General features: G+C 42.7%; 23 protein-coding genes, 12 tRNA genes and 1 pseudogene. 4 read left to right on the top strand and 32 right to left on the bottom strand.

Annotation, left to right across the window (positions count from 1 at the left end):
- Positions 1–97 precede the first annotated feature (97 nt).
- From HNR63_RS13465 to HNR63_RS13405, 13 genes are all read right to left on the bottom strand, one after another.
- Positions 98–168: transfer RNA gene (locus HNR63_RS13465), tRNA-Gly, on the bottom strand.
- A 174-nt stretch (positions 169–342) separates the two neighbouring features.
- Positions 343–419 (bottom strand) — tRNA-Pro (locus HNR63_RS13460).
- Between the two features lie 18 nt (positions 420–437).
- Positions 438–514, bottom strand: a tRNA-Arg gene (locus HNR63_RS13455).
- Positions 515–573: 59 nt separating this feature from the next.
- A tRNA-Leu gene (locus HNR63_RS13450) sits at positions 574–656 on the bottom strand.
- A gap of 23 nt (positions 657–679) precedes the next feature.
- A tRNA-Leu gene (locus HNR63_RS13445) sits at positions 680–763 on the bottom strand.
- Positions 764–768: 5 nt separating this feature from the next.
- Positions 769–844 (bottom strand) — tRNA-Lys (locus HNR63_RS13440).
- Positions 845–854: 10 nt separating this feature from the next.
- Positions 855–929 (bottom strand) — tRNA-Gln (locus HNR63_RS13435).
- 49 nt (positions 930–978) lie between these two features.
- Positions 979–1,054, bottom strand: a tRNA-Asp gene (locus HNR63_RS13430).
- A gap of 8 nt (positions 1,055–1,062) precedes the next feature.
- Positions 1,063–1,135: transfer RNA gene (locus HNR63_RS13425), tRNA-Val, on the bottom strand.
- Between the two features lie 39 nt (positions 1,136–1,174).
- Positions 1,175–1,246: transfer RNA gene (locus tag HNR63_RS13420), tRNA-Glu, on the bottom strand.
- A 16-nt stretch (positions 1,247–1,262) separates the two neighbouring features.
- A tRNA-Ser gene (locus HNR63_RS13415) sits at positions 1,263–1,355 on the bottom strand.
- Between the two features lie 2 nt (positions 1,356–1,357).
- A tRNA-Asn gene (locus HNR63_RS13410) sits at positions 1,358–1,432 on the bottom strand.
- A 281-nt stretch (positions 1,433–1,713) separates the two neighbouring features.
- The gene (locus HNR63_RS13405) at positions 1,714–2,169 is read right to left on the bottom strand and encodes a SprT family protein (RefSeq protein WP_021095825.1); all 456 of its coding nucleotides are present in this window, start codon (positions 2,167–2,169) and stop codon (positions 1,714–1,716) included.
- A gap of 73 nt (positions 2,170–2,242) precedes the next feature.
- Here HNR63_RS13405 and cmpA point away from each other — a divergent pair, with 73 nt between their 5' ends.
- Positions 2,243–2,356, top strand: coding sequence for a cortex morphogenetic protein CmpA (gene cmpA, locus HNR63_RS13400; RefSeq protein WP_085789152.1), 114 nt, complete (start codon positions 2,243–2,245; stop codon positions 2,354–2,356).
- Here cmpA and HNR63_RS13395 read toward each other — a convergent pair.
- From HNR63_RS13395 to HNR63_RS13355, 9 genes are all read right to left on the bottom strand, one after another.
- Positions 2,351–4,516 (bottom strand): Tex family protein, encoded by a 2,166-nt coding sequence (locus HNR63_RS13395; protein ID WP_246316810.1) that lies wholly within the window; start codon positions 4,514–4,516, stop codon positions 2,351–2,353. The genes cmpA and HNR63_RS13395 overlap by 6 nt on opposite strands.
- 56 nt (positions 4,517–4,572) lie before the next feature.
- Entirely contained in the window at positions 4,573–4,923 is a 351-nt protein-coding gene (gene ndoA / locus HNR63_RS13390; protein ID WP_003253417.1) for a type II toxin-antitoxin system endoribonuclease NdoA, read from the bottom strand.
- 4 nt (positions 4,924–4,927) lie between these two features.
- Positions 4,928–5,209, bottom strand: coding sequence for a CopG family ribbon-helix-helix protein (locus HNR63_RS13385; protein ID WP_003398486.1), 282 nt, complete (start codon positions 5,207–5,209; stop codon positions 4,928–4,930).
- Between the two features lie 151 nt (positions 5,210–5,360).
- Positions 5,361–6,518 (bottom strand): alanine racemase, encoded by a 1,158-nt coding sequence (alr, locus tag HNR63_RS13380; RefSeq protein WP_181521040.1) that lies wholly within the window; start codon positions 6,516–6,518, stop codon positions 5,361–5,363.
- A 94-nt stretch (positions 6,519–6,612) separates the two neighbouring features.
- On the bottom strand, positions 6,613–7,632 hold the full coding sequence (locus tag HNR63_RS13375; protein ID WP_181521039.1) for a LolA family protein: 1,020 nt from the start codon (positions 7,630–7,632) through the stop codon (positions 6,613–6,615).
- 74 nt (positions 7,633–7,706) lie between these two features.
- Positions 7,707–8,069 (bottom strand): holo-ACP synthase, encoded by a 363-nt coding sequence (gene acpS, locus HNR63_RS13370; RefSeq protein WP_181521037.1) that lies wholly within the window; start codon positions 8,067–8,069, stop codon positions 7,707–7,709.
- A gap of 47 nt (positions 8,070–8,116) precedes the next feature.
- Positions 8,117–9,523 carry a degradosome RNA helicase CshA gene (gene cshA, locus HNR63_RS13365; protein ID WP_246316814.1) on the bottom strand — a complete coding sequence of 469 codons (1,407 nt, stop codon included), beginning with the start codon at positions 9,521–9,523 and terminating at the stop codon, positions 8,117–8,119.
- A 145-nt stretch (positions 9,524–9,668) separates the two neighbouring features.
- Positions 9,669–11,045: a UDP-N-acetylmuramoyl-tripeptide--D-alanyl-D-alanine ligase gene (locus HNR63_RS13360; protein ID WP_181521034.1), complete on the bottom strand. Its 1,377-nt coding sequence runs from the start codon at positions 11,043–11,045 to the stop codon at positions 9,669–9,671.
- 9 nt (positions 11,046–11,054) lie between these two features.
- A complete protein-coding gene (locus HNR63_RS13355; protein ID WP_181521032.1) occupies positions 11,055–12,119 on the bottom strand; it encodes a D-alanine--D-alanine ligase in 1,065 nt (354 codons plus the stop codon).
- A gap of 151 nt (positions 12,120–12,270) precedes the next feature.
- On the opposite strand from HNR63_RS13355, the pseudogene HNR63_RS13350 reads away from it, so the two are divergent.
- The 3 genes and pseudogenes from HNR63_RS13350 (at position 12,271) to HNR63_RS13340 (ending at position 15,933) form a co-directional block, all read left to right on the top strand.
- Positions 12,271–13,346 (top strand): annotated as a pseudogene (locus tag HNR63_RS13350) (GerAB/ArcD/ProY family transporter).
- Positions 13,343–14,806 carry a spore germination protein gene (locus HNR63_RS13345; protein WP_181521030.1) on the top strand — a complete coding sequence of 488 codons (1,464 nt, stop codon included), beginning with the start codon at positions 13,343–13,345 and terminating at the stop codon, positions 14,804–14,806. Before HNR63_RS13350 ends, HNR63_RS13345 begins: the two are co-directional and overlap by 4 nt.
- Positions 14,803–15,933 carry a Ger(x)C family spore germination protein gene (locus HNR63_RS13340; protein WP_181521028.1) on the top strand — a complete coding sequence of 377 codons (1,131 nt, stop codon included), beginning with the start codon at positions 14,803–14,805 and terminating at the stop codon, positions 15,931–15,933. The genes HNR63_RS13345 and HNR63_RS13340 overlap by 4 nt, the downstream gene beginning before the upstream one ends.
- Before the next feature lie 16 nt (positions 15,934–15,949).
- On the opposite strand, the gene HNR63_RS13335 is transcribed toward HNR63_RS13340, so the two are convergent.
- The 10 genes from HNR63_RS13335 to HNR63_RS13290 all read right to left on the bottom strand — a co-directional run bounded on the left by HNR63_RS13335 (position 15,950) and on the right by HNR63_RS13290 (position 25,356).
- Positions 15,950–17,062, bottom strand: a complete 1,113-nt coding sequence (locus HNR63_RS13335) for an MGDG synthase family glycosyltransferase (RefSeq protein ID WP_181521026.1) — start codon at positions 17,060–17,062, stop codon at positions 15,950–15,952.
- A gap of 14 nt (positions 17,063–17,076) precedes the next feature.
- A complete protein-coding gene (locus tag HNR63_RS13330; RefSeq protein WP_021095837.1) occupies positions 17,077–17,658 on the bottom strand; it encodes a DedA family protein in 582 nt (193 codons plus the stop codon).
- A gap of 14 nt (positions 17,659–17,672) precedes the next feature.
- Complete coding sequence (locus tag HNR63_RS13325) at positions 17,673–18,341, bottom strand: polysaccharide deacetylase family protein (RefSeq protein ID WP_181521024.1); 669 nt, start codon at positions 18,339–18,341, stop codon at positions 17,673–17,675.
- A 192-nt stretch (positions 18,342–18,533) separates the two neighbouring features.
- Complete coding sequence (locus HNR63_RS13320) at positions 18,534–20,081, bottom strand: acyl-CoA carboxylase subunit beta (RefSeq protein WP_181521022.1); 1,548 nt, start codon at positions 20,079–20,081, stop codon at positions 18,534–18,536.
- Positions 20,082–20,086: 5 nt separating this feature from the next.
- On the bottom strand, positions 20,087–20,869 hold the full coding sequence (locus HNR63_RS13315; RefSeq protein WP_181521047.1) for an enoyl-CoA hydratase: 783 nt from the start codon (positions 20,867–20,869) through the stop codon (positions 20,087–20,089).
- Complete coding sequence (locus HNR63_RS13310; protein WP_181521020.1) at positions 20,869–21,759, bottom strand: hydroxymethylglutaryl-CoA lyase; 891 nt, start codon at positions 21,757–21,759, stop codon at positions 20,869–20,871. Before HNR63_RS13310 ends, HNR63_RS13315 begins: the two co-directional genes overlap by 1 nt.
- Positions 21,760–21,769: 10 nt before the next feature.
- The gene (locus HNR63_RS13305) at positions 21,770–21,982 is read right to left on the bottom strand and encodes an acetyl-CoA carboxylase biotin carboxyl carrier protein subunit (protein ID WP_021095842.1); all 213 of its coding nucleotides are present in this window, start codon (positions 21,980–21,982) and stop codon (positions 21,770–21,772) included.
- Positions 21,975–23,336, bottom strand: a complete 1,362-nt coding sequence (accC, locus tag HNR63_RS13300) for an acetyl-CoA carboxylase biotin carboxylase subunit (RefSeq protein WP_181521018.1) — start codon at positions 23,334–23,336, stop codon at positions 21,975–21,977. Before accC ends, HNR63_RS13305 begins: the two co-directional genes overlap by 8 nt.
- 143 nt (positions 23,337–23,479) lie before the next feature.
- A complete protein-coding gene (locus tag HNR63_RS13295; RefSeq protein ID WP_181521016.1) occupies positions 23,480–24,622 on the bottom strand; it encodes an acyl-CoA dehydrogenase in 1,143 nt (380 codons plus the stop codon).
- 98 nt (positions 24,623–24,720) lie between these two features.
- The gene (locus HNR63_RS13290) at positions 24,721–25,356 is read right to left on the bottom strand and encodes a TetR/AcrR family transcriptional regulator (RefSeq protein WP_019416563.1); all 636 of its coding nucleotides are present in this window, start codon (positions 25,354–25,356) and stop codon (positions 24,721–24,723) included.
- Positions 25,357–25,530 lie beyond the last annotated feature (174 nt).

The following is a 25,530-nucleotide window of genomic DNA, read 5'->3' as shown; positions in this document are numbered from 1 at the left end:
CCAGCGTTCGTCCTGAGCCAGGATCAAACTCTCCATAGAAAAGTTATCCTTAGCTTTTGTACGCTTTTCGCTTCGTTCAGTTTTCAAGGAACATCAAAGCGGGTGATGGGAATCGAACCCACGACATCAGCTTGGAAGGCTGAGGTTTTACCACTAAACTACACCCGCGCGTTGTTAATTAATTTTCATCAACATTACATATCACGACCACCCATGCCTCTTCCTCTACTCGCAAACTCGAAGATGATTGATGCGTCGAGGCAACTCGCAGCTTACTCAGCGAAGTGTCGCTCGTGGCTGAGGTTTTACCACTAAACTACACCCGCATATTCGCTAGTGAGATGGTCGGGAAGACAGGATTCGAACCTGCGACCCCATGGTCCCAAACCATGTGCTCTACCAAGCTGAGCTACTTCCCGTCCTCATTGATATAAACATGGCGCGCCCGAGAGGATTCGAACCCCTAACCTTCTGATCCGTAGTCAGATGCTCTATCCAATTGAGCTACGGGCGCATTTTTAACGACCTTTTCAATATATCATATTTCATCAATCAAAGTCAAGTTTTTTTAGATGCGGCCGAGAGGACTTGAACCTCCACGGGGTTGCCCCCACTAGGCCCTCAACCTAGCGCGTCTGCCATTCCGCCACGACCGCATATTGTTAAAAAACCGACCGACTGGTGCGGGTGGAGGGACTTGAACCCCCACGCCAAAGGCGCCAGATCCTAAGTCTGGTGCGTCTGCCAATTCCGCCACACCCGCATACATGGTGAGCCATGGAGGACTCGAACCTCCGACCCTCTGATTAAAAGTCAGATGCTCTACCTACTGAGCTAATGGCTCGTTACATCAATGGCTGGGCTAGCTGGATTCGAACCAGCGCATCACGGAGTCAAAGTCCGTTGCCTTACCGCTTGGCTATAGCCCAACAAACAATCGAACATGTATGTTAAAACACTCTAAAAAACTTTTTTAAATGGCGGTCCCGACGGGGATCGAACCCGCGATCTCCTGCGTGACAGGCAGGCATGTTAACCACTACACCACGGGACCAAAAAGAGTGGAGGATGACGGGATCGAACCGCCGACCCCTTGCTTGTAAGGCAAGTGCTCTCCCAGCTGAGCTAATCCTCCGAAATAAAATGGAGTGAACAAAATGAGCACTCCAAAGGATGACCCGTACGGGATTCGAACCCGTGTTACCGCCGTGAAAGGGCGGTGTCTTAACCACTTGACCAACGGGCCATGTTCATTGTCTTCCTGGCGGAGAAGGCGGGATTTGAACCCGCGCGCCGTAAAAGAACGACCTAACGGTTTAGCAAACCGTCCCCTTCAGCCACTTGGGTACTTCTCCAATGGCTCCGCAGGTAGGATTCGAACCTACGACCGCTCGGTTAACAGCCGAGTGCTCTACCACTGAGCTACTGCGGAATAATAATAAAGTGATTCATACTACCTAACCAATATTATAGTTTAACTTTACTGCTTCTTCCTCTACTAGCATACTTAATGATGATGGATGCGTCGAGGCAACTCGCAGCCTAACCAAAGAAGCATTGCCCGTCACTGAGCTACTGCGGAACAATCTAATCATTAGGACTGCTTATATTATATTTATTCTTTTTATGTCTGTCAACCGTCTTTTTTTTCACTTGTTTTTTCTCATCGAATGACGACGGCTTTTATAATTTAGCACATGAAGATTTGGCTTGTCAACACTCTCTTTTTATTTTTTTTAATTTTCCTCGACAGCGTCCACATACATATCGATTCGTATCCATCGCTTTTTTTCGCACATATATATAATGACATGATGTGCATTCATAATAATATTTCTTTCCCGTCTTTGCTAATACAACAGGTTTGCAAAAGCGGGGGGCTTGTACTTTTTGTAACAATTCTCGAAAATCACGATCGCGATGGCGATAACCTTTTCCTTCTAGGTGTAAATGATAGTGGCATAATTCGTGCTTAATTACTTGAATGAGCTCTTCTTCCCCATGTTGTTCGTAATATTTTCGATTCAGTTCAATGTTATGCGTAGAAAGTAAATATCTCCCACCTGTCGTCTTTAACCGGTCGTTAAATATCGCTCGATGCCGAAACGGCTTATGAAATATATGTAACGATATGCGCTCAACAAGCTCCTGCAACTCGCGCTCATCCATTTTAATTCCGTCCTTTCACCATTGGGCTCTTTTACTCATAACATAATAAAAAAACAATTTGAAGGTGATCATCATGCCGATGTGGCTAAGAAACCAAATGCGCCGTGCATATTATGAAAAAAATCGCGCTCAAATTAAACTTCTCAATCAATGTTGGTTTTTTTACCGGAAAACACACTGCTCATGACAGTGTGTTTTCCGATGTTGGTGGAATCATCGTTAAAGCGATGCGCTCTTTTTGTAAATCGACCGAATCAACCCATACTTTCACAATATCACCTACTGACACAACATCAAGTGGATGTTTCACATATCGATTGCTCAGTTTCGAAATATGAACAAGTCCATCTTGCTTTACACCAATATCTACGAATACGCCGAAATCAACAACGTTTCGTACCGTTCCCTCTAATTCCATACCTTTTTTCAAGTCCTCCATCTTCAACACATGTTGCTTTAAAATAGGCTTTGGCAAATCATCGCGCGGATCGCGCTCTGGACGCTTAAGCGCATCGATAATATCTTGAAGCGTCAATACCCCTATGTTCAGTTCTTGTGCTGTTTCTTCTATATTTATTCCTTCAAGTGCAACTCGCAATTGCTCACTTCCGATCGCTTCTGTCGAAAAACCGAGGCGCCGTAACAATTGATACACTTCTTCATAACGTTCTGGGTGGATTGGTGTGCGGTCTAACGGCTCATCTCCATCTATGATGCGCAAAAAACCAATGCATTGTTCGTACGTTTTCGCTCCAAGGCGTGGAATATGTTTTAATTGCTCACGATTTGTAAATTTCCCGTGTTCTTCACGATATTTTACAATATTTTCGGCTACTGTCTTCGTTAAACCAGATACATATTGCAACAACGTTGGAGAAGCTGTATTAACGTTTACACCGACTTGGTTGACAACCGTTTCTACGACAAACTGCAACGATTGCTCAAGCTTTTTTTGCGACACGTCATGCTGATATTGTCCAACCCCTACAGACTTCGGATCAATTTTTACTAATTCAGCAAGCGGGTCTTGAACACGTCGAGCAATCGATACAGCGCTTCGCTCCTCAACTTGTAGATGTGGAAACTCTTTCCGCGCTAAATCTGACGCAGAATATACACTTGCCCCTGCTTCATTGACAATTAAATAAAACACGTTTCCTTCCCACTCAGAAATTGTATCGGCTACAAACTGCTCTGTCTCTCGCGATGCCGTTCCGTTGCCAACGGCAATTAACTCCACTTGATACGTATGAAGTAATTGCTTTAATTTTTCTTTCGCTTTCTCCACCTCATTTTTCGGTGGATGCGGATAAATGACATCAATATGAAGTACTTTTCCGGTTTCATCGACAACAGCTAACTTACATCCTGTACGATATGCTGGGTCGATCCCTAAAACGACCTTCCCTTTTAACGGTGGTTGTAACAGCAAGTTGCGTAAGTTTTCAGCGAAAATGTGGATCGCTCGTTCTTCCGCATGTCCTGTCAACTCATTTCGTACTTCTCGCTCAATAGACGGGGCGATTAAACGTTTATATGCATCTTCAATCGCCTCAGCAACAATGTCGGCCGCCGATGAGCGCTCATTTCGTATAACTTGTTTACGAATGTATGTAATAATTCGTTCAGCATCTACATCAATTGCAATGCGTAAAACTTCTTCTTTTTCGCCGCGGTTCATCGCTAAAACACGGTGGGCGGGCGCTTTAGCGATCGGTTCACGATGATCGTAATACATTTCAAATACACGCTTTTCGTCTTTTTCTACTTCTTTTCCAACAGAAACGATCATTCCTGTTTGCCACGTTTGCTGACGAATCCATTGACGAAGCGTTGCGTCATCGGACACTTTTTCAGCAATAATATCTTTGGCACCTTGGATCACTTCTTCGATCGTATGTACTTCTTTTTGCTCATCAATAAACAATTGTGCTCGTTCTGTAATCGACTCATTCGGAAACGTTAATAACCATTCTGCAAAAGGTTCCAGCCCTTTTTCTTTTGCAATTGTCGCTTTTGTTCGTCGCTTTTGTTTATATGGACGATATAAGTCTTCTACTTCTTGCAGTTTCGTTGCTTTTGTAATCGCTTCTTTCAGTTCGTCCGTTAATTTTCCTTGCTCATCGATTAAGCGAATCACTTCTTCTTTTCGTTTCGTTAAGTTTTGTAAATAATTCCATTCATCTAAAATGGTACGAATTTGCACTTCATCAAGCGCACCAGTCATTTCTTTTCGGTAACGAGCAATAAACGGAATCGTATTTCCTTCCTCATAAAGCTGAATAACATGTTGGACGTGTACAAATGGAATATGTAATTTCACAGCCAACTGCTTTAGTAGTTCCAAACAAAATTCCTCCTCTAAACAAAAATAGCTACACAATGTAGCTATTTTTCGACATATTAAAAATCAATAAGACCAAGACTAATTTGCAACGCTTCATCTACTTTATCCATCATCTCGTCATCTAGATGGGTAATCTTATCTGTCAGACGCTGTTTATCGATCGTCCGAATTTGTTCAAGCAAAATGACAGAGTCCCGTTCAAATCCGTAGCGCTTTGCGTCGATTTCAACATGTGTGGGCAACTTCGCTTTTTGAATTTGCGCAGTAATGGCAGCAACAATGACGGTTGGACTGAAACGGTTCCCAATGTCATTTTGAATAACAAGCACAGGGCGCACGCCCCCTTGCTCAGATCCAACTACTGGAGAAAGATCGGCAAAATACACGTCACCACGTTTGACAATCAAAAGATTACCCCCCGCTAACTAAGCGTTCAACGGTGTGGTCAGCTTCATATTCCGCAAGAAAAGCCTCCGATGCAAGCGACAAATTAATTTTCGCCATCTCCATATACCCACGTCTCATCGCTTCTCGAATTTGACGTTTTTTCCGTTCGCGGATGTACATTTTCATCGCTTGATAAATGAGCTCATTTCGGCTGCCGTTTTCTTGCTTCACAATTCCATCTAATTCGCTCACTAACGCCTGCGGTAACCGAATAACAATTTCTGTTGTTGCGCTGGATTCAGACACAAACACACACCTCCAACTAAACTACACCACATAGTTGCTCCCAATTTACATCATACCATTTCATCATCGCGATGCAAAGTCATTTCCAGCATCATTTGTCCAAATTTTGTAGAAATTTTTCGAAAACAATCGTTCTCATTCCACCCATCTACTATAATACCGCATTTCTCACTTCAATTATACTCTTATTTTTTAAAAAAATACGGGGAACACGATAACTAATTGTACAAGGGATTTCATAATTAATTGTGTTCAAATGGGCCGCAACATCATCAACGGAAATGCGCTCACCTTGCTGTTCACCGATGAGCGTCACTTTTGTACCAATGGGAAGTTCATACGGCAAACGAACCATCATTTGATCCATACAAACACGTCCAACAATTGGGACACGCTTCCCATCAACAAGAACAGAAAAATGTTGCATACGACGTAACCAACCGTCTGCGTAACCGATTGGAACAGTACCAATCCACTCATCTGCTTTTGCCTCATATGTCGCTCCGTAACTTATTTTTTCTCCCGCTTTCACCTTTTTCACATGCGTTAAACGACTATGGAGCGAGAACGCTTCTTTTAACGGATAAGGCAACAATGGTTTCATTTCTTGCGACGGTGCCAACCCATACATCGAGATGCCTAAGCGTACCGCATTAAATACTCGATCAGGATAACGCAGTCCCGCAGCGCTATTGGCGCAATGAATGAGCGGAGGTTTCACAGGAAACCACTCTAGCATGTGCATAAATGTATCGTATTGAAACGAAAAATAATCAACATTTTGTTCATCGGCTGTTGCAAAGTGCGTATATACTCCTTCAATGACAAACGAGTCTTTTTGTTCAACTACGTTTACAATTTGTTGCACTTCTTCTTTCGTTTTAGCTCCTAACCGCCCCATCCCTGTATCCAATTTGATATGAACGTTCAACGGTTGCTCATACGGTCCATACATGAATGCTTGCTTAAACCACTCGGCTCGAAAAACAGTTAATGCAATGTTTTGACTGGCAGCTAACGGTGCATATTGAGGGTTTGTCGCTCCAAGTACAAGAATCGGGACGTCTGAAGAAATTCCTTTTTTTCTCAGTGCTAGCGCCTCATCTAAAAAAGCGACTGCTAATCTCGTTGCCCCTGCTTCCAGCGCAGTTTTCGCTACTTGGATATCCCCATGCCCGTAAGCGTTTGCCTTTACCACAGCAATCACATCGACATGTGGACCGACATGCTGTTTCATCGATTGCACATTATAAAAAATCGCATCTAAATCAATTTCTGCCCATGTATCGCGATAAAATGCTTGATCCATCCTTTCAAACCCCTTCAAAAATGTGTTCACGTTTGATTATTTCTTTTCCCCTTGCGTCATGTCAACAAAAAAATAAAGACCCGCCACGCGAGTCTTACTTCATCATCTTTCCTTGTACGGAACGAGCAATCGCAACCATTTCATCTCTCGTTAAGTCTTGGGAAGCGAGAATAAAATCAACTCCTTTATACGTCCACGTCAACGTTCCGTTTGTCATTGCTCCAATCGCAAATCCTAAATCAATTGGCTCGCCTTTAACGGTTGTCGATACGTTCGCTGTTGGTACAGCATGCGCTTTTTCTTGCACAAGCGTAAACGACTTTTCTCCGGCAAATGTCATGACGATTCGCTTGCCGTTCGCTGTTGTAAATTCTTTTTCCTCAACAAGCTTCACCCCATCGAGCTCATACGTCGGATACATGACGGGCACCGCTTGTTGATTCGCTTCTGTCGTCGCTTCTTGCTCATTTTCTAACTTCGCTCTCGTCATGTTTTTACTGACATCAAAAGCATTATCATCAAATGCGGCGTTCCATTCTACTTTTGAAAACTCAACAGTCAACATCGGTTGCGAGTCGATATCCATCACTGTCACTTTGACTGGCGTTAAATCTTTTTTGTTTAATGTAATCTCTTGTTTTGGCAACATTTTTTTGTTTTCGTAATTTGTCTTCGTTTGGAACACGTAATGGTTTTTTGTCGCTTTAAAATCTGCTTTCGAATCAGCTAAAATGTCTTTTACGAGCGATTCATACAAGTATACTTGACTTGTGTTTTGCGGCCAGTCGCTTTGAAAGCGAAAACTTTTATTTAACGCAGGCGTTAATACAAATACTCCTTCATCGTTACGCAAAATCATTTGATGTTGGTCACGCTGGGCATTTTTTAAGTTCACTCGGTAGTAATTTGGCGACTTGTGCCAAATTTCAATTTCATACACTTGTGGCTCTGTTCCTGTTTGAAGCGTCATTTTTGCTTCTGCTTTGTACCCAGACATCGTTTGCACTTTTTCATCGAGCGCTTTTAATACATCTTGTTGCGACTTTTCTCCGCAAGCAGCCAAACTGCCTACAATGAAAAGAAGCAGGCACCAAAAAAGCAATGTTCGTCTCATTTTTTCAACCCCTTTACCTCATTTGGACTTCCTTCATAAGCCATCATATGAGGTCAAGCGGGAGAATATGCAGACTAGCTTGACAAGCGTTCAATGATTACTTGAGCAACAGCATAATGTTCGCTATGTGAAATGGAGACGTGCACACGTTCATTCAATGTCGGGGAAACGATATATGGTTTACCGTTTTCATCATTTTGAATTTCAATATCGTGAAATGAAACATGTGTGCCAATCCCTGTCCCCACCGCTTTCGCATACGCTTCTTTTACCGCAAAGCGCCCAGCCATAAACTCAACTTTTCGTTTTGGCGATAATTGTTGAAAACGAATGCGCTCATTATGTGTTAAAATGCGGTCAATAAATTTCGGTTGTTGTTCGATCAACTGAGCAATACGACTTAATTCCACAATGTCAATCCCAATACCAACAATCATCCATATCCCTCCAATAAAGAAAAAGAAGCTATCTATGAAGACAGCTCCTATCGTTTCGCACGCGTTTTTGCTCCACGGCCACGCGTTTCATTGCGGCGTTGACGCGTCTGCACTTGTCGCTTTTTCTCTTTTTTCATCACCGGTGGCTCTTCTGTCAACTGCACTGGCGTCATATCAGGCTCTTTCGTTAACATTTTAATACATGCGGCAACAAGTGAAACGGAGTCGTGCTCTTCTAACAATTCTTCTGCTGCACGTTTGTAAAATGATAAGTTGTTATGCTCAATTGTCGTAAGCAGTTTTTCGATCGCTGCTCGTTGTTGACCTTCAAGCGCCTCATCTAACGTTGGCGGTTTCATGCGCTCCATTTTCCGCTTCGTCGTCTTCTCGATATGATGTAACTGTCCGATTTCACGAGGTGTAACAAACGTAATCGCCATTCCCATTTTACCTGCACGTCCTGTTCGACCGATTCGGTGAACATAGCTTTCTGGGTCTTGTGGAATATCGAAATTATATACATGCGTCACACCAGAAATATCTAAACCGCGTGCAGCGACATCCGTTGCAACTAAAATATCAATCGAACCTTCTTTAAACTTGCGCAGCACGGATAAACGCTTCGCCTGGCTTAAATCACCGTGAATCCCTTCAGCCGTATAGCCGCGCAAATTGAGCGCTTCTGCTAGCTCATCAACACGGCGCTTCGTTCTCCCGAAAACGATCGCTAACTCAGGCGATTGAATATCTAATAAACGCGTTAACGTGTCAAACTTTTTCTTTTCTTGAATTTCAATATAATATTGTTCAATGTTTGGAACGGTCATCTCTTTTGCTTTGACACGAACGAGCTCCGGATTGACCATAAAACGTTCGGCGATGCGGCGGATCGGCTCTGGCATCGTCGCTGAAAAAAGAAGCGTCTGACGCTCTGTCGGCACGTGGCTTAAAATCGCCTCAATGTCTTCAACAAACCCCATGTTCAACATTTCATCCGCTTCGTCTAACACAACCGTATGCACGTTTTGTAAACGGAGCGTACGACGCTGAATATGATCAAGAATGCGCCCTGGTGTACCGACAATAATGTGCGGGTGTTTTTTTAACGCCCGAATTTGTCGCTCAATGTCTTGCCCACCGTAAATCGGCAGAACACGCACACGCTTTGTTGAACCAATTTTATATAGCTCTTCGGACACTTGAATGGCTAATTCTCTCGTCGGTGCAACAACGATCGCTTGCACGGCATCATTGTGCATATCAATTTTCTCAACAAGCGGAATGCCGAATGCTGCCGTTTTTCCTGTTCCTGTTTGCGCTTGGCCAATGACGTCACGATTTTGTAGACTAAGCGGAATCGTAGCCGCCTGAATCGGTGTTGCCTCTTCAAATCCCATTTTACTAACTGCTTTCATTACTTCTGGACTCAATCCAAATTCTTTAAATGTAACCAATGTTTTCATACTCCTTCTTCAAATAACTTACGAAAAAAGGCATTCCCGTATAGACGGAAGTGCCTTGTTGAAATTCATTCCGTAAATAGCTCTTGTTCATCATACCATTTTATGCATATGTTTTCAACAAATTGAACGTTTCTTTTTACTCATTTAACAAAGAAATGATTTCCTCTAACTTCATGCCGCGAGATGCTTTTAATAAAATAACATCGCCTGCTCCCATCATCGCTTGTACATCTGCGGCTAATTTCGCCTTATCTGTATACGAGCGAACATGTCCTTCGCTAAACCGTTTGCTTGCCCGCTCAGCGATCACTTTCGCACGCTCTCCGTACGTTAATACGTAATCTATTTTTTGTGGGTCGATCATTTCGCCAATTTGTTCGTGAAAAGCGATTTCTTGCTCACCTAATTCAAGCATATCGCCGACAATCGCTATTTTTTTACGATATCCTGTCAATTGTCCGAGCAACTGAAGGGCAGCTCGCATCGACGTCGGGCTCGCGTTATATGCATCGTTAATGATCGTCACTCCGTCATGACGTTTGATAACTTCTGTGCGCATTTTTGTAACAGATAAACGCGAAAATCCTTTTTTCATATCGGACACATCAATAGAAGCGAAACGAGCGACTGCCATGGCCGCAAGGGCGTTCATCACATGGTGACGGCCAAGGAGCGGCATATGAAACGTTTCATTTGGCCAACAATTTACCTCAAACACCGTTCCATCCGCTTGAACATGAATATCAAGCGGATAATAATCGTTTGTCGTCCCCATCCCAAACGTTTGAACATGCGAAAGATTAGCGTTTTCCACACGCGTTTGCAACAACGGTTCATCCCCGTGATAAATAAACAGTCCGTCACGCTTTAGGCCTTTTACGATTTCAAACTTCGCTGTTGCAATTCCTTCACGCGAACCGAGCTCTTGTAAATGTGATTCACCAATATTTGTAATGATCGCAACATCTGGTTCAGCAAGGGTAGAAAGCAGTTCAATTTCTCCAAAGCCGCTCATGCCCATTTCAACGACTGCATATTCTGTTTCTTCTTTGAGGCGGAGAAGCGTTAGCGGCACACCGATATGATTATTTAAATTCCCTTCTGTTTTTTGCACACGATATACTGTCCCAAGCAATGAGGCAATCATATCTTTTGTCGTCGTCTTTCCATTGCTCCCTGTCACCCCGATGACGCGCGCACGAAGTTGTTTTCGATACGCATGGGCTAGCTGTTGCAATGCAACGAGCGAATCATCAACAAAAATGAGCGGCACATCTTTCGGTGCATTTGGCTCATGTTTGCTCCATAATGCAGCTGTTGCCCCTTTTTCAAACGCCTGCATGACGAATTGATGGCCGTTAAATGTCGCTCCTTTTAGCGGAACGTATAAATTTCCTTGCTCAATTGTGCGCGTATCTGTCGACACACCGTGAATGACAACGGCAGAAAAACGCTCATCAATCGTACTGCCTGGAATCATTGTTTGAATGTCAGCTAATGAACGTGTAATCATATTATCACCTTAAAACACATACGTAATGTTTTGCTTTTCTTCATATCGCTTAATCGCTAGTTGAATGAGACGTTCAATTAACTCCTCATACGATACGCCCGTATGTTTCCATAAAAGCGGGAACATGCTGAATGGCGTAAAGCCCGGCATCGTATTGACTTCGTTAATATACGCCTCCCCATCTGCCGTCAAGAAAAAGTCGGCGCGGACTAATCCAGCTAAATCGAGCACTTTAAAAGCGGTAAGTGCCATTTGTTTTATCGTTTCGTATTCTTTGTCTGTAATGTTTGCTGGGATGACTAATTCTGTATTTCCATCGACATATTTTGCTTCGTAATCGTAAAATTCTTTTTTCGGCACAATTTCCCCAACAACAGAGCAAATTGGCTCATCGTTTCCGATCACCCCAATTTCTACTTCACGGCCAACAATCGCTTCTTCGACGATGACTTTTCGATCGTAACGAAACGCCTCTTGGAATGCCACTTGTAGCTGCTCACGGTTTTTACATTTACTTATTCCTACGCTCGAACCAGCATTGGCTGGTTTGACAAAACACGGATAGCCAAGCTCACGTTCTACTGTTTCATATACGGTCTCTTTATATTTTTCCCATTCTTTTTTCAAGAAAAAGACGTAACGCGCCTGTTTTAATCCCGCTTGCGCGAACAGTTGCTTCATAACAACTTTATCCATACCGACAGCTGATGCTAGCACACCGTTCCCAACATACGGTACGTTTAATAATTCTAACATTCCTTGCACCGTTCCATCTTCTCCGTTCGGCCCGTGTAAAAGAGGAAAAATGACATCAATGCGCTCCTCATTTTTTTTCGAACGATTCGCAATAGACGCAAGTGCTGGCAAACCTTGCTGAAACGCAAGCTGCTTCACATCTTGCACTTCCCCTTCAATCGCTTCCCCACGCAACCATTCTCCATCGGTTGTAATATAAATGGGTACGACACGAAACTTTTCTTTATTTATCGCATTGATAACCGAACGCGCCGTTTGCAATGATACTTTATGTTCAGGCGATTTGCCGCCATATAATACACCTAACGTCATTTTCATGTTCGTTCCTCCTCGACTGTACATTCACTTCATTTATTGTAGCACAACTACTTTTTTATTTATATGGTGAAACGAGCCTAGATGGTGACAATGCATATCATTTCCCTGTTTGGAAACGATAAAAATACAACAAGGGAAAAGGTGTGTGTTTATGAATACGATACAAATGTTATTCGTTTTAATGTTATCGATCGGTCTTATGAATCATGTCATCATCATTCCTGTTTTACTTGAAATTGCTGGACGAGATGCGTGGATCTCGACCATTATCGGGCTTATATTGCTTGTCATGTTTCTTCCTCTCATTTATTTCCCTATGAAACAATCACAACAAACGCACATCTTTCAATGGCTAAAAGAAAATATCGGTGCTCCAATAGCCTATTTTATCGCTTCTGTCACATGTTTATATTTACTCATCATTAGCATTGTGGCATTAAAAGATACGACAACGTTTACAACGACATCATATTTAACGGGGACACCGAACTGGGCGATAGTTGTTACACTTTGTATCATCTGCTTTTATAATGCTTCCATCGGCTTGCCATCGATCGCTAAAACGTCAGGTATTATTTTACCTTTCGTCGTATTGTTCGGCATATTTGTCGCTTTAGCGACGATCCCACATAAAAATTATGAGCTGTTAAAGCCGATGCTCGAAAATGGTTGGATGCCCGTTTGGAAGGGAGTGATGTACGTCGCTACCGGATATGGTGAAATCGTTCTTTTACTATTTATGCAGCAACAAATGAAAACGAACATTTCTTTTATGAAGCTCGTTTTATTCGGGCTTGTCGCTGCCAGTTTATCGATCGGCCCAACAATTGGAGCCATTACAGAGTTTGGACCAGCAGAAGCTAGTCATTTACGCTACCCTGCCTTTGAGCAATGGCGAATGGTGAACTTAGGGACGTATTTAGAGCATTTTGATTTTTTATCGGTGTATCAATGGATAGCAGGGGCGTTTATTCGCATTTCGCTTGCGACAGCGCTCATTCCAGAGCTATTTGACATAACAAATAAAGCATCGCGGCGATGGATTTTAATATTTGTATACGTCGTCATTTTCTTCGCGGCGATGACACCGATGAGTGATTATACGTTTTTTCATATGTTAAAAAATGGATACTGCCGATTTCATTTTTCTTCATTTGTTTTCTTTCAACGTCATTGTTTGTCCTCGCGTTAGCGATACGTATAAAAGAAAGGAGAGCGTCCGCATGACTGCTGAAATCATTGTCGATGAGCGAACGTTAAAAGAACATTTTGCACAATGTAAAGATGTTGTCATTATGCCAGCAACCATTTATTCAGAAGAACGAAAGCCACTCTCGCTTATTTTCATTTATTGTGAAGAATTGTGTGACACCATGTTGCTAAAGCAATTTATTTTCCCGACAATTACACGCATGGGACAACGGTATCCGCTATATTCAGTGACGGACATTGAGAAATATAAACAAATGCCGCTTCATTTAGTCGGAAAATCGGTCTCTGCCCAACAACTTGATTTTATCGTTTTTAATGGGGACTTAGTCATTTACTTTGTGGAAGCGGAAGCGATGTATTCCATTTCGCTGGCGAATCCACCGAACCGCAGTCCAGAAGAACCGAACACCGAAGTATCCATTCGCGGACCGAAAGATGGCTTTATTGAAGAAGTGGCAAAAAACGTCGCGCTCATACGAAAACGGTTGAAAACGAGCAGCTTGCACGTTGAACAAGTATTAATCGGCAAACGAAGCCGAACGAAAGTTGATATTTTATATATTAAAGACATTATTAATCAAGAAACGGTTGTTGAATTAAAGCGTCGCTTAAGCACAATTAACATTGACGCCTTAACAGGAACAAACCAATTAGAAGAATTGTTAAGCGAAAAATATTTTTCTTTATTTCCCGTTTTCGCTTACTCTGGACGCCCGGATTTTGTCGTTAACGCACTATTGAGCGGACGATTCGCTGTCTTTGTTGATGGCTCACCAACTGCCTTAATTGGGCCGGCAAATTTAACTTTTCTATTAAATACATCTGAAGACAATAGCACATCGTTTGTGTTCGTGACATTTCAACGCCTTATTCGACTCATTGGGGTTAGCGTCGCTGTGTTTCTACCGGGTCTTTGGGTAGCCATTGTAACATACCATCAAGATCAACTACCGTTTACGTTATTAGCTACGATCGTTCTCGCTAGGCAAGGGGTTCCGCTCCCTGCTCCTTTAGAAGCGTTTATTATGATCAGTCTATTTGAAATTTTTAAAGAAGCAGGCATGCGGCTTCCGATTGCGATTGGACAAACGTTATCGGTCGTCGGTGGTCTTATTATCGGTCAGGCCGCCATTAACGCTGGACTGGCAGCGCCCGGAACACTTGTTGTCATGGCCACATCTGTTATCGCAACATTTACACTTGTGAATCAATCGCTTGCTGGGACGGTGTCCATTTTACGTTTTATCGTCCTTGCCGCTTCTTCTATGCTCGGTCTTTTCGGTTTTATTGCATCGATGTTTTTTCTTTTAGTTTATACAGCTAATTTAACGTCGTTCGGTGTCCCTTATTTAGCTCCTCTTTCCCCAGTAACAGGAGATATATGGAAAGTAGTTATTACAAGTGGATGGAAGAAGTTTAAAATGCGCCCGAAAATGTTAAAAACGAATGATAATACACCGGGTGACGAATCATGACTCGCGCGCTTATTTGTTGTTTTTTTTGTTTCCTTTTAACCGGCTGCTGGGGGATGAAAGAAATTGATCATCTTGCTTATATTCATGCGATCGGCGTGGACTACGAAGACGGACAAGTGATCGCCTACGCCCAACTTATTAGTTTTACAGGGCTTGCGAAAGTCGAAGCGGGCGGCGGAAGACAAAAATCAACCGTTACGATTGGAAAAGCAAAGGGGGAAACGTTTAACGTTGCGACAGATCGTCTATATTATGCGATTCAACAACGTGTATCATGGGGACATGTGAAAGGAATCGTTTTTACAGAACGGGCGCTCAAAAAAGGGCTTGTGCGCGATGTCATTGATGTACTTGATCGTTACAACGAAATTCGTCATACGATCTGGGCATTTACAACTAAGGAATCGATTGAACATATTTTTGAAACAACACCATTTCTAGATTATTCACCATATTTTTCTTTGCTCGCTAATCCGACAGACATTTACGAACAAAGTTCTTTTATTCAACCGAAACGCTTGAACGAATTGATTGCCGCTTCCAACGAAAAAGCGGTTGTTTTTCCGCTTCCTTCCCTTGCAATTGAAAAGAAAAATTGGAAAGAAAATAAAAAGGCAAAACCGATGTTAAAAATGGATGGCGTCTGTTTCTTGCATCGTTACAATAAACAAGCATGTATCCCACGCCATAAACTTGACGGGTTGCGCTGGGTAACAAAAGGCACAGGACGAACGCCCATTTATATTCAACCAAACGGCAACATGATTGGTACGCTCGTCGTGCGCGCACCGAAAGCAAGCATATCATACAAAATAAAAGACGGTCACCCTGTATTTACCGTTGATATACAAGCAACGGGGAGCATCATTGAACTTCGTGAACAAATGTCTGAGAAACAAATGATTGAGTACGCAACAAAAACAGTCGAGAAAGAAATAAAAAGCTTATTCCAACTCGGCGTAAAAGAAGGTGTCGATACACTTCAATTATCAAACGCATTGTACCGTCAAAACGTCAATGACTGGCGCAAATATACGACAAACGGATTCGTTTCGCTCACAAATGATACACTAGAAAAAATCAATGTCAAATTAAGCATTGACACATACGGAAAATCAAAAAAATAAAAGCGATGAGCAAATTTCATCGCTTTTTCATTGCATATATATTCGCTTCAATCCATTCAGCGAGCGCTTCTTGCGCTGTTTTTTCACGTCCGAACCAATAGCTCTCGATCCGCTCTTCTAATTCATTCATTTCCTCATCATTCGTTAATACGCGCATCAATTGTTGGTCGTAAGGCTCATTGTCCCGAAGAAGATAAATAAGTCCTTTTTTTCTTAAATAATGCAAATTTATTTGTTCTTGTCCTGGCAAATACGAAAGTGTAAAAGCAGGCAGTTTTTTTGCGAGCACTTCACTCATCGTGACACCACCCGGCTTTGTCACAACCGCATCCACTTCATCGTACAATTCGTTCATTTTTGCTCGATCCGAGATATATCGGAACGGACGGATACGCGGGTCGTTCCAACTTTTTAATTCTTCATATAAATTTTCATTTTTACCGCATAAAACAGAATATGTCAGCTGTGAATGGTTAGCGTTTTTTAAAAATTGTTTCATCTTCCCTAGTCCTTGATTGCCGCCAGCCACTAAAATATGTTTATTCATCCGTCGCTTTATTTTTTGCGCAGGTACGATATGTTCATGAATCGGAATGCCTGTCACAATGACGCGATGACGCTCGATACGAAACCTCGTACATAGCGACCGTTTCGCCTCCTCATGCGGAACAAAGTGGTAATCAATCGCTGTTTTTCCCCAAATGCCATTTAAAAAAAAGTCTGTATATACGTTTATAACAGGCGCTGTTACAGCGCCTTTTTGTTTCAATCGCTGCAACACGTGCGAAGGAAACGAATGCGTACATATGACGAGATCTGGTTTTTTCTCTTGAAGAAGACGTTTCATCTTCTTTTCAAAATAAAGCAACCACGGTTCCATCGCTGGTTGTTCAAATTTTTTCATCCATCGTTGGTACATCCATTCATATGAGTGCGGTGATAGCGAAATCCAGCGAAGATAAAAGTCCGCTACTCGCCTTTCCATTTGTTCGTTACAATAACTTAAGAAATCAAGTTTTTCGCAAGAAACGTTAGGAAACCGATGTTGCAATGAATATATGAGCGCATCGGCCACTTGATGATGGCCAGATGACATTTGAAACAAAGGTAGTACGAGAATGTTCATCATTATGCGAACTCCCTTTAATTTGTTTTTCTTCTTTTCACATATAGCCCAATGAAAAATAAACTAAAAAATACAATCGTTATCCACGGTAATAAGTAAAGAGGAATATGTATACGCTCCCCAAGAAACTTCCCGACAAATATAAATAAACTAATCCAAAACGCAGATCCAATAAACGACAAAAAAAGAAACGGGAGAAATGGAACGCGAACAACCCCAGCCATGTATGGAGATAACTGACGAACACCTGGAATAAAATAACCAAATGTAATAATCCAAGGAGCTCGTTTTCGAAAGTGACGATAAACATACCGATAACGCCGACGATGAAAACCAATATAATGCCCATATTTAAATAACAGCGCTGAACCAAACGTATAGCCAGCCATATAGGCAACAACCATCCCAACTGTCGCCCCGGAAATCGCGAAAAATAAGCTTTTAAATAAATGCAATTGATCGTGTGAAATAAATATGCCCACGAAAAACAGAAGTGACTCTTCGGGTGCGGGAATACCGACAATACCGAAAAATAACGAGAGAAATAATACAATATAACCGTGGGATTGAATATACATTAAAATGTTGTTCGCTTCCATTTCCTCATTCCCCTTTATTGCTCGTTCACTTTTACCCATTGAACAGAACAATGTTGCAATAATTGTTCTAATGCTCGTAACATGTTCGCTGGCGCATGTTCGTCAGCCCCAATGGTCGAACCGCTATCATGCAATACGATGATTGACCCATCTGTTATACTGCTCATTAACCGCTCATAAAGGCGATCCACACCTAATGAAGTTCTCCAATCACCAAGAATATATGTCCACATGACGATTTTATACTTTTTTTGCATCAACACCGTCCATATGTTTAAATGTCCCCATGGCGGACGATAGTATACCGGACGAACGCCTGTCATGTGCTCAATGGCACGTGCTGATCGTTCAAGCTCCCATTCCGTAACAAGCGGCGGAAGAAACCAGTTGCTCGTATGGTAATAATGGTGCAAACCGATCGTATGCCCTTCCTCATGCATTCTTTTAATAAGATGTGGGTATTTTTTCGCCTTCCAGCCGACAACGAAAAACGTTGCTTTTACATTGTATTTTTTTAATAAATCAAGCAACTGGGGCGTGTAAAGCGGATCTGGACCATCATCAAACGTTAATGCTACGCCTTTTTTCACTCTCTTTTGTACACGAAATGAGGAAATACGGACAATCCACGTTGGGAATATGCTATAAATGAAAAATAGTGCGATAAGCCATATGTAAATCAAACGTCAAATCCCCTTTCTCGATTATACAAAAAGATACAGGAAGTATGGAACAAAGAGCGTTTTTTAAAAAAACAAATTCATCTTTCTTTTCATCGACAACATGTGCAAATTGTTGTCGATTTCCGGGGAAATTTCCCGAAAAAAAGGCGATGTTACAACACATCGCCTCCATTGTACCATATGTCTTGACAACTACACAGGGTAAACCCCATGTTTTCGTTCAGAAAATACCACATATTTCGACATATATGCATCTAATCGCCGAATGAGTTCAGAACGTAACTCATTTGGCGCAATAATGCCATCGACAACCATTTCGGAAGCAAGTCGGTAAATATCGATGTCTTTCCGATATTCTTCACGTTTTTGCTCAATAAAAGCGGCTCGCTCTTCTTCTGGCAGTTCAGCAATTTTATTCGCATATACCGCGTTTACCGCTGCTTCTGGTCCCATGACAGCAATTTGTGCATGCGGGAAAGCTAAGCAGCAATCCGGTTCAAAAGCTGGTCCTGCCATAGCGTATAATCCTGCTCCGTATGCTTTTCGTACAATGATTGAAATTTTCGGCACAGTTGCTTCTGACATCGCTGAAATCATTTTTGCACCATGACGAATGATCCCTGCTCGTTCCACTTTCGTTCCGATCATAAAGCCAGGGATGTCTGCTAAAAAGATGAGCGGAATATGGAATGCATCGCACAGTGTAATAAATTTCGCGGCTTTATCGGCTGAGTCGTGGAACAACACGCCGCCCTTCATGCGCGGTTGATTAGCGATAATCCCAACCGGTTGGCCGTTAATGCGTGCAAGACCTGTAATGAGTTCAGGTGCAAACAGCTTTTTGATTTCGCAAAACGATCCTTCATCGATCACACGGTCGATTAAATCGTACATATTGAACGGGGCATTTTGATTTTTCGGAATGAGTTCTTCAATCGTTTTGTCAAATGCCTTTGGCTCTCTCGGTTCCGCCATCGGCGGTTTTTCACTAAAATTAGCTGGAAAGTACGACAAATATTTACGCGCAAAGGCGATCGCTTCTTCTTCCGTTTTTACGAGCACATCACCGCAACCCGAAACAGAACAATGCATGCGAGCGCCACCCATCTCCTCAAGTGTCACTTTTTCACCGATAACCATTTCCGCCATGCGCGGTGAACCGAGATACATCGAAGCGTTTCCTTCGACCATAATAACGATATCACAAAACGCAGGGATGTACGCCCCACCTGCAGCTGACGGTCCGAACAATAAGCAAATTTGTGGCACTTTTCCAGACAATTTGACTTGATTGTAAAAAATACGTCCGGCTCCCCGTCGTCCTGGGAACATTTCAATTTGATCCGTGATGCGTGCACCGGCGGAATCAACTAAATATAAAATCGGGCATCGTAGTTTGTCAGCCGTTTCTTGAATGCGAATAATTTTTTCTACTGTTCTTGCCCCCCACGAACCTGCCTTGACGGTCGAATCATTTGCCATAACGCATACCGTTTGTCCGTTAATTTTCCCGACTCCTGTCACGACACCATCTGCCGGCAGTCCGTCCGCTAAACAGTTGGCGAAAAATGCATCTTCAAATTGTAGCCCTTCATCAAATAACAGTTTCAAGCGATCACGCACAAACAATTTCCCTTGCTCAGCGTTTTTTTCGTGATATTTGCGCGCGCCCCCTTGTTCAATTTGTTTTCGTTTTTGTTGTAGCTGTTCAACAAGCGATAATTGTTCGTTTGAAATCATGTCCTTTACTCCCCTTTGTACACCGGTTTTCGTTTTTCTTTGAATGCTCGTAATCCTTCTAATCGGTCGTTTGTATGAATCGTTCGCTCATACGCCATTTGTTCAATGACAAGCCCTGTATGCATATCGACTTGCACCCCATGGTTTATTGCTGCTTTCGCTTGAGCAACGGCAATCGGGGCGTTATTCGAGATCGCTGTCGCGATCGTAAACGCCTCATCTAACAATTGTTCAGCAGAAACGACGCGCTCGACTAAACCAATCCGCTCTGCTTCTTGCGCTGAAACGCGCCTTGCTGTACAAATCATCTCTTTTGCGCGCCCGATCCCAATAAGCCGTGGAAGGCGTTGCGTCCCTCCTGCACCAGGAATGATGCCAAGCGCTGTCTCTGTCAGTCCCATCGTGGCATGCTCAGCAGCGATGCGAATGTCACATGCAAGCGCCAATTCAAGTCCACCGCCAAAAGCTCCACCGTTCAGTGCACAAATAACAGGTTGAGGCAACTGTTCAAACCCATTGATCGTTTCTCGAATGAGCGCAACCGTTTGACGCACTTGTGTTTCATTCATTTTTGCCCGCTCTTTTAAATCTGCCCCTGCACAAAATGTTTTTTGCCCCGCACCTGTGACAATGACTGCCCGCACGTTTCGATTTAACTTCAATTCCGCTTGAATACGCTGCAGTTCGTTTAACATTTTTAATGAAAGAGCGTTCGCTGCATCCGGTCGATTTAACGTGACAACTGCCACCCCTGCATCAATTGTGGAATAAAGAACAGCTTCCATCATCATCTATTCCCCCTTACAACGTTTAGGTGATGACTCATAAGCGGACGGCCAATTTTCTCTTCTATCCATCGTGCTGCTTCTGTTAAAGGTTCCAACTGGACACCGCATTCGATCCCCATTTGTGTAAGCATATATACTAAATCGTCTGTCGCTAAATTCCCAGATGCCCCTGGAGCATACGGACAACCGCCTAACCCACCGAGCGAACTATCAAAAATGGTTATGCCCATTTGCAGCGATGCAAACACGTTTGCAAGCGCCATACCGCGCGTATTATGGAAATGAAGTGCGATCTTCTCAGCTGAAAACCGCTTTAATAGATGTTCCAACGTTCGTTGTACTTGGACGGGATTCGCGACACCGATCGTATCACCGAGCGACAGTTCATCAATCCCAAGCTCAAACAATCGTTCAGAAACAGAGATGACGCGTTCAATGCTGACTTTTCCTTCGTACGGACAGCCGAACACAGTTGATACGTAACCGCGAACCGTTTTGTTTTCTCGCTTCGCTTCGTCAATCACTTCTTTTAACACCGGGTACGTTTCTTCGATTGACTTATTAATATTTTTTCGATTATGCGTTTCGCTTGCCGACATAAATACAGCGACTTCATCCATATTCGCTGCTAGCGCACCTTCTAATCCTTTTTTGTTTGGCACAAGCGCAGCATATGTCACTCCTTCTACTCGCTCAATGCGAGAAGCAACTTCATACGCATCGGCAAGCTGCGGAATCCATTTCGGATGGACAAACGACGTCACTTCAATATATGTCAATCCCGTTTGCGAAAGCTGATTAATCCATGCAATTTTATCCTCCGTTTGAATAAATGTCGGCTCATTTTGTAACCCGTCACGCGGTCCGACTTCTTTTACTGTTACGCGCATACATGCCCCCCTATTCGATTTCGATTAATACGTCCCCTTCGTTTACGAAATCTCCCTCTTGTACACGAATCGCTTTGACTACCCCACTTACTTGTGAAGAGACTGGTATTTCCATTTTCATCGATTCCAAAATGACAACATCTTGTCCTTCTTCAACGACATCACCTACTTGCACAACAATTTTCCATACGTTCCCTGCCATCAACGCCACAACTTCATGCATGTGTTTTCCCTCCTTTTTTGTTCATATACGTATTCACAAAGTTTGTTGTCGTATGCCCTTGTTGAAATGCTTCATGTGTTAATACAGCCATCAACATCGGTATATTCGTTTTAATTCCTTCGATTTTATACTCACGTAATGCTTCAATCATATTTGCGATAGCTGTTTGTCGATCGCTTCCTTTGACAATACATTTGGCAATCATCGGATCGTAAAAAGGGGTAACGACAGAACCGCTTTGTACCGCAATTTCATGGCGTACATGTTCCCCGCTCGGCAGTTGTAAAGATGTAATCGTTCCAGGAGAAGGGAAAAATGTGTTTGGGTCTTCGGCGTAAATACGCACTTCAATCGCATGCCCTTCCCGTTTTACTTCAGCTTGTGAAAAAGAAAGTTTTTCTCCCGCTGCAATGCGTAGTTGTTGTTCGACAATGTCAATGCCCGTAATTTCTTCTGTGACGGGATGTTCTACTTGCAGACGTGTATTCATTTCAAGAAAATAAAAGTTTTTTTGTTCATCCACGAGAAATTCAATCGTCCCTGCGTTCGTATATCCAATATGTTTTGCTGCTTGCACAGCCACCTCTCCCATTTTTTTGCGCGTTTCTTCGTCTAAAAATGGCGATGGCGCTTCTTCGACAACTTTTTGATGTCGACGTTGAATGGAGCACTCTCTTTCCCATAAATACACGCAGTTTCCGTGTTGATCGGCTAACAGTTGAATTTCAATATGGCGCGGATTATCAATATATTTTTCGACATACATCGCCCCATCTCCAAAAAAGGAAGCGGCACGATTTTTGTTTCCTTCAAATGCTTTGCGTAGCTGCTCTTCGTCATAAACAAGTTGCATGCCAATCCCTCCGCCGCCTGCTGATGCTTTCAACATGACCGGATAGCCGATGTTGTTTGCTACATGTGCTGCTTCATCGACATCAGCGAGCGGAAAGGAGATGCCGGGCACAATCGGCACCCCTGCTTCCGCCATCGTTTGTCTTGCTTCAATTTTACTCCCCATTTTCGCGATGACATCCGGTTTTGGGCCGATAAAGACGATCCCTTCCTCTTCGCATCGACGAGCGAATGTTGCATTTTCTGAAAGCAAACCGTAACCAGGGTGAATAGCTTCCGCTTTCGTTTCTTTTGCAATCGAAATGATTTTTTCGATATTTAAGTAGCTCTCATTCACGCGTGCTTTTCCAACCACATGCGTCTCGTCCGCTTGTTTTACATGAAGCGAGTCGGCATCCGCTTCCGAATAGATGGCGACCGTTTGAATGCCAAGCTTTTGGCACGTGCGAATGATGCGTAAAGCAATTTCCCCCCGATTAGCAATAAGTACTTTTGAGAACATGAGACTCCCCCTCAATATTTCATTTTCGAATGGATTATTCATTGCTGTGAATGGTGCAAATATGAAGTGGTCGTATTTGTTAGAAATGTTGCATAGAGGTTACTTATTCGTAGCTTCGTATTGTGCGAGGAATGTAAGTTCATCTAGCATCCTAGTTGACGAGCAATGACTAGCCGCTGAATTTCTGATGTTCCTTCGCCAATTTCCATCAGTTTGATGTCGCGAAGATGACGTTCAACGCCGTATTCTTTCATATATCCGTATCCACCGTGAATTTGAATCGCTTGATTACAAATGTGAAATCCTGTTTCGGAAGCAAATAATTTTGCATACGCTGCTTCTTTTGTAAACGGCTTGCCTTGATCTTTTAACCACGCCGCCTTGTACACCATATTGCGCGCAAGTTCCAATTGCATGGCCATGTCAGCAAGTTTAAACTGGATGGCTTGAAATTTCGCGATCGGTTGCCCGAACTGTTTTCGCTCCTTTGCATACTGAAGCGCTTTCTCGAATGCGGCTTGCGCGATGCCGACAGCTAACGCCGCAATGGAAATGCGTCCTCCATCTAGCGTATATAAAAACTGCTTAAATCCTTTTTTCGGATCGCCTAATATATTTTCTTTTGGCACACGTACATCTTGCAAAACAAGTTCACACGTATTGGATGCACGAACGCCCATCTTGTCATAATGACAATTAATCGAAAACCCTGGCGTATCCGTCGGAACGATGAGCGCAGAAATGATATTTTTTCCTCGTTCATCCTTTCCTGTGATAGCGGTTACAATCACTTGGCGGGCATAACCTGCATTTGTAATCCAACATTTTTCTCCGTTAATGACGTACTCATCGCCATCTAGAATCGCACGCGTTTGCGTTCCGCCCGCATCAGACCCTGCGTTTGGTTCCGTCAATCCGAACGAGCCGAAAGCCTCACCTTTTGCCATCGGTACAAGCCACTCTTTCTTTTGCTCTTCTGTTCCGAAATAGTAAATTGGACTAGCACCGAGCGATACAGCTGCCGCATAACTTAACCCTGTTCCGCCACACGCTCGACCAATTTCTTCAACTGCAATCGCATACGAAATCGTGTCTCCACCAGAACCGCCATATTGTTCAGGGAACGGAATGCCAAACAGTCCAAGCTCGCCCATTTTTTTGAACGTCTCAATTGGAAAAATGGCTTCCTCATCCCATTTCGACGCGTATGGAGCAATTTCCTTTTCCGCAAAATCGCGAACCATCTCTTTAATCATTTGTTGTTCTTTCGTTAATTCAAAATGCATCGCTTTTCTCCTCCTCTATAAAAATGAAAATATATGAAACCAACAAGCCTGTTTTGATAGCAAACCGACTAGTTGGTCTGTACGCTATGCAACATTCGTCATTCATCGCCCACATGCGACAAAAGAAATGACGAAATATCTTCATCTCGCTTCGCCTCTTCTGTCAAAAGCGAATGTAAAATTAAATCGTTAAAGGCTGTGGCGATTTGCTCAATCGACATCGGTCCATCAGGCTTATACCATTTATACATCCAGTTGACCATGCCGATAATCGACAATCCCGCAATTTCAACAGGTACTTCTGCACGAAATTGTTTTGCTTCAATACCTTCACGAAGCACTTGAAAAATAATTTGCTTATACTGCTCACGTTTTGCGTTAATTTTTTCAGCATATTCCGGCTTTAAATATGCTGCCTCTTGATTGAACACTGTAATGTGCGGTTTATATATATGAAAAACTCTGACAAACGACTGGATGATTGCACATAGCCGTTTAGTCGGTGTCTTATATTTTACATATGCTTCTTGCGCTTTATTTAGCACATACGTAATAAACACATCATGAATATGGTAAAGCAATTCATCTTTCGACTTAAAATTATGATAAAATCCCCCTTTTGACGCTCCACATTCAGCAACAATTCGATCAACCGTTACTCCATGATATCCATACTTTTCGAACAACGTGAGCGCCGTTTCAATAATGCGGTCTTTTAATTGCTTTTCAACCATGCGTACAAACTCCTTTTTGTTGTATTTTAACACAATTTTCAGAAAAGTTAAATGATTTTCTCGTTCTAGCAAGTAGTATTTTATTAAGAAAAAAGGTTCATCACCGAAAGATGTACTTGCTTTTTAAATTTAAATCTGATAGCAATCTAGTAAAAAGAGTGGTGTGGTAAAAAA

Source organism: Anoxybacillus ayderensis, assembly GCF_013761015.1.
Taxonomy (GTDB): Bacteria; Bacillota; Bacilli; order Bacillales; family Anoxybacillaceae; genus Anoxybacillus; species Anoxybacillus ayderensis.
The sequence above is the reverse complement of the archived record's forward strand: the minus strand, read 5'-3'. Positions and strand labels throughout refer to the sequence as shown.

Coding starts and splice junctions, on each gene's coding strand:
- HNR63_RS13405 (WP_021095825.1), bottom strand. CDS start 2,169: ATGGATGAGCGCGAGTTGCAGGAGCTTGTTGAGCGCATATCGTTACAT.
- cmpA (WP_085789152.1), top strand. CDS start 2,243: ATGCCGATGTGGCTAAGAAACCAAATGCGCCGTGCATATTATGAAAAA.
- alr (WP_181521040.1), bottom strand. CDS start 6,518: ATGGATCAAGCATTTTATCGCGATACATGGGCAGAAATTGATTTAGAT.
- HNR63_RS13375 (WP_181521039.1), bottom strand. CDS start 7,632: ATGAGACGAACATTGCTTTTTTGGTGCCTGCTTCTTTTCATTGTAGGC.
- acpS (WP_181521037.1), bottom strand. CDS start 8,069: ATGATTGTTGGTATTGGGATTGACATTGTGGAATTAAGTCGTATTGCT.
- HNR63_RS13360 (WP_181521034.1), bottom strand. CDS start 11,045: ATGATTACACGTTCATTAGCTGACATTCAAACAATGATTCCAGGCAGT.
- HNR63_RS13355 (WP_181521032.1), bottom strand. CDS start 12,119: ATGAAAATGACGTTAGGTGTATTATATGGCGGCAAATCGCCTGAACAT.
- HNR63_RS13345 (WP_181521030.1), top strand. CDS start 13,343: ATGACTGCTGAAATCATTGTCGATGAGCGAACGTTAAAAGAACATTTT.
- HNR63_RS13340 (WP_181521028.1), top strand. CDS start 14,803: ATGACTCGCGCGCTTATTTGTTGTTTTTTTTGTTTCCTTTTAACCGGC.
- HNR63_RS13335 (WP_181521026.1), bottom strand. CDS start 17,062: ATGATGAACATTCTCGTACTACCTTTGTTTCAAATGTCATCTGGCCAT.
- HNR63_RS13330 (WP_021095837.1), bottom strand. CDS start 17,658: ATGGAAGCGAACAACATTTTAATGTATATTCAATCCCACGGTTATATT.
- HNR63_RS13320 (WP_181521022.1), bottom strand. CDS start 20,081: ATGATTTCAAACGAACAATTATCGCTTGTTGAACAGCTACAACAAAAA.
- HNR63_RS13315 (WP_181521047.1), bottom strand. CDS start 20,869: ATGATGGAAGCTGTTCTTTATTCCACAATTGATGCAGGGGTGGCAGTT.
- HNR63_RS13310 (WP_181521020.1), bottom strand. CDS start 21,759: ATGCGCGTAACAGTAAAAGAAGTCGGACCGCGTGACGGGTTACAAAAT.
- HNR63_RS13305 (WP_021095842.1), bottom strand. CDS start 21,982: ATGCATGAAGTTGTGGCGTTGATGGCAGGGAACGTATGGAAAATTGTT.
- accC (WP_181521018.1), bottom strand. CDS start 23,336: ATGTTCTCAAAAGTACTTATTGCTAATCGGGGGGAAATTGCTTTACGC.
- HNR63_RS13295 (WP_181521016.1), bottom strand. CDS start 24,622: ATGCATTTTGAATTAACGAAAGAACAACAAATGATTAAAGAGATGGTT.
- HNR63_RS13290 (WP_019416563.1), bottom strand. CDS start 25,356: ATGGTTGAAAAGCAATTAAAAGACCGCATTATTGAAACGGCGCTCACG.